This window comes from Cytobacillus sp. Hm23 (assembly GCF_051842895.1).
Classification (GTDB): domain Bacteria; phylum Bacillota; class Bacilli; order Bacillales; family SM2101; genus Nanhaiella.
The window spans coordinates 1-3,153 of the sequence record NZ_JBPXRQ010000086.1 but is presented as its reverse complement, the minus strand read 5'-3'; the positions used below and the strand labels follow the sequence as shown (position 1 = coordinate 3,153).

The window sequence follows — 3,153 nt, the reverse complement described above, 5'->3', positions numbered from 1 at the left end:
AAACTCACTGCCAACAAATAAGATAATAGAGGCACTACCACTCTAAATAGAAAAAGGTGAATTTGAGCTCGCTCAAATTCACCTTTTTCACTTTTTGAGGCTAGTTATGTCCCAGCCTCATCATCTATAACTTTACAGATCTATTTTTCTTATAGAAACGATATCATCAAGAGTGGCTAGTGTAGCTATCATTTCTTCATCAAGTGGTTTATCAAATGATAGCATCATTATCGCTTCTCCACCAACCTCTTTTCTACCAACTTGCATAGTTGCAATATTGATTTCAAGGTCACCTAATATTTTACCAACTCTACCAATGACACCTGGTTTGTCTGTATGTTGTATATATACTAGATTTCCAACAGGATGAAAATCGATTACAAAACGATTTAAGCTAACGATCCTTGGACCGTAATCTTTAATATTCGTACCTTTAATTTCAAATGACTTGTCTTCACCATGAACGGTTACAGTTATACTATTTGAGTAACCATTAGTATCAGAAATCAGCTTTTCACCAACAGTAATACTCCGTTCTTTAGCAATCATTGACGCATTTACTTCGTTCACAGTAGAATCAACTCTTGGTTTAAAAAATCCAGATAATAAGCTTTTAGTAATAAAATCTGTTTCTAAGTCTGCAACACTACCTGAATAGGCAACTGAAATTTCCTTTACAGGCTCATGCATACATTGGGATAAAATCGTTCCCATTTTTTTCGCCAATTCATAAAAAGGTTTAATTTTGTCAAATACGTCTTTTGATAGTGTTGGTAGATTAATAGAAGATGATACAGGTTGTCCTTGTAAATATTGAACAACTTCTTTTGCAACTTGAGCTGCTACGTTCAATTGTGCCTCTTTTGTTGATGCACCTAGGTGTGGAGTTGTTATAACTTGCTCTAATTGTATTAGCTGAGGGTTTGTAGGTGGTTCAACCTCATAAACATCAAGCGCAGCACCGGCTACATGGTCATTTTTTATAAATTGTACTAGGTCGTTTTCATTAATGATTCCGCCTCTCGCACAATTAATAAGATATACACCTTTCTTTGTTTTAGACAAATTTTCTGCATTAAGAAGACCCTTTGTTTCTTTTGTTAGAGGAGTATGCACTGTTATAATATCAGCTGTTCGTAATAATTCGTCGAGAGAAGATGATTTAACGCCGATTTTTTCGGCACGTGCCTTCGTTAAAAACGGATCAAATACTTGGACTGTCATCCCAAAAGCTTTCGATCGTTTAGCCAGCTCACTCCCTATTCGACCTAACCCTACGATTCCTAGATTTTTACCATACAATTCTGTTCCAACATAAGAGGATCGATTCCACTCCCCAGATTTGACTGTTGCATTTGCTTGAGGGATATGCCTCATTAACGATGCCATCATAGCAAATGTATGCTCAGCCGTAGAAATAGTATTACCATCTGGAGCATTAATGACAACGACACCATGTTTTGTTGCAGCATCGATATCAATATTGTCTACTCCAACACCTGCACGAGCAACGATTTTTAAGTTGTCCATTTTTGCTAATAGGTCGTTGGTAACTTGTGTACCACTTCGAACTAACAATCCATCAAATTCATGTAATTCATTTTCAACTTCACTAACTTTCTTTTGAACAATCTCCACATCATTTGACTCCAATAATGGGGCTAATCCTTCTTCACTCATTTTGTCAGAAACAAGAATGCGATACATTTAAGAATCCTCCTAAAGTTCTAGAATGTGTATAAATTTCTGATAATTTAACATAATAAAGTACCCATGTCAATGGAATAAAAAATAGTCAAAAAATTGAAAGCGTTTTATTAAACAAAGCTTTATTTTCACATGAACGGAACTAATAAAGAGTACACATAGAGCTTTTTAAATTACGTAGATTTATTACTAAACTGAAATGTTTGAATTGAAGATTTTATGATTCACAAATAAGTTCATATGAGGTATAATAATTGATGTACAAAAAATTTAATAGGTCTATCTTCGGGGCTGGGTGAAATTCCCGACCGGCGGTGATGAGTGATTTTTTTAAAACTCTAAGTCCGCGAGCTATTTATAATAGCAGGATCTGGTGCGATTCCAGAGCCGACAGTATAGTCTGGATGGGAGAAGATGGAGGTTCTAGCTACGTCTTAAGGTTGTCCATACCTTTTTGTAAGCTTTATTTGTTATGTGATCAAAAAGGAAATGGTAAGGATCAAGAATACCCTTAAGTGCAGCTTATTAAGTATACCTTTCATTCAAAACCCTCGTGCCTCTGGCATGGGGGTTTATTGTTGGTATCGAAAAGAACCTTTCCGCTTTTCGTGAGGTGGACTGAAAGACGAAAAGGAGAGAGGAACATGGAAAGACAGAACAACGTTAGAAAATTAGTTACAGTAGGGGTGTTAAGCAGTATTTCGTTTATTTTAATGATGCTTGATTTCCCATTGCCGGGAATACCACCGTATTTGAAAATTGATTTTAGTGAAGTGCCAGCTTTAATTGCAGCCATCGTTTTTGGGCCAGCAGCAGGAATTACTGTTGAGGCAATCAAAAATATTTTACATTATTTCTTTATGAGTAGTGCAGTGGGTGTACCTGTAGGGCAAGCAGCTAATTTTATCGCGGGATTATTGTTCATTTTACCCGTTTCATATATATACCGAAAATATAACTCAAAAACTGGTTTAACATTTGGATTAATTGTAGGAACGATTGTAATGACGTTAATGATGGCGGTTTTAAATATGTTTATTATTTTACCAGCATATACAATGTTTTTAGGTTACCCTGCTATGTCCAATTTAGAAACAATGAAATTAATTGCTGTCGCATTCATGCCGTTTAACTTGATCAAAGGAGGAGTTATAACGATCGTATTTTTACTTCTTTTCACAAGGATGCGTACTTGGTTAGAACAACAGCAAAGAGCATTGCATAATGCATAAGTAAAAAGAGGCTGGGACATAACTAGCCTCAAAAAATGTAAAAGGTGAATTTGAGCGAGCTCAAATTCACCTTTTCCTATTTAGAGTGGTAGTGCCCTCTATTACCTTATTTGTTGGCAGTGAGTTTTCTTAGATTCACTGCCATTAACGCGAGGCCAATTTCGTTTTCTACCTTCGATTTTCCACGTACAGAAAATCGAGAGAAGCACAAATT

At 35.9% G+C, this 3,153-nt stretch carries 2 protein-coding genes and 1 riboswitch; of the genes, one reads left to right on the top strand and one right to left on the bottom strand.

Annotated features, from left to right (window positions below):
- Positions 1-132: 132 nt before the first annotated feature.
- Positions 133-1,707, bottom strand: a complete 1,575-nt coding sequence (serA, locus tag ACSVDA_RS24630) for a phosphoglycerate dehydrogenase (RefSeq protein ID WP_485887044.1) — start codon at positions 1,705-1,707, stop codon at positions 133-135.
- A 277-nt stretch (positions 1,708-1,984) separates the two neighbouring features.
- A riboswitch (FMN riboswitch) is annotated at positions 1,985-2,127 on the top strand.
- Positions 2,128-2,351: 224 nt separating this feature from the next.
- Here serA and ACSVDA_RS24625 point away from each other — a divergent pair.
- On the top strand, positions 2,352-2,939 hold the full coding sequence (locus tag ACSVDA_RS24625; protein ID WP_320208471.1) for an ECF transporter S component: 588 nt from the start codon (positions 2,352-2,354) through the stop codon (positions 2,937-2,939).
- Positions 2,940-3,153 lie beyond the last annotated feature (214 nt).

Bases quoted from the DNA above. Each gene is read 5' to 3' on its own strand.
- serA (WP_485887044.1), bottom strand. From the start codon at position 1,707: ATGTATCGCATTCTTGTTTCTGACAAAATGAGTGAAGAAGGATTAGCC.
- ACSVDA_RS24625 (WP_320208471.1), top strand. From the start codon at position 2,352: ATGGAAAGACAGAACAACGTTAGAAAATTAGTTACAGTAGGGGTGTTA.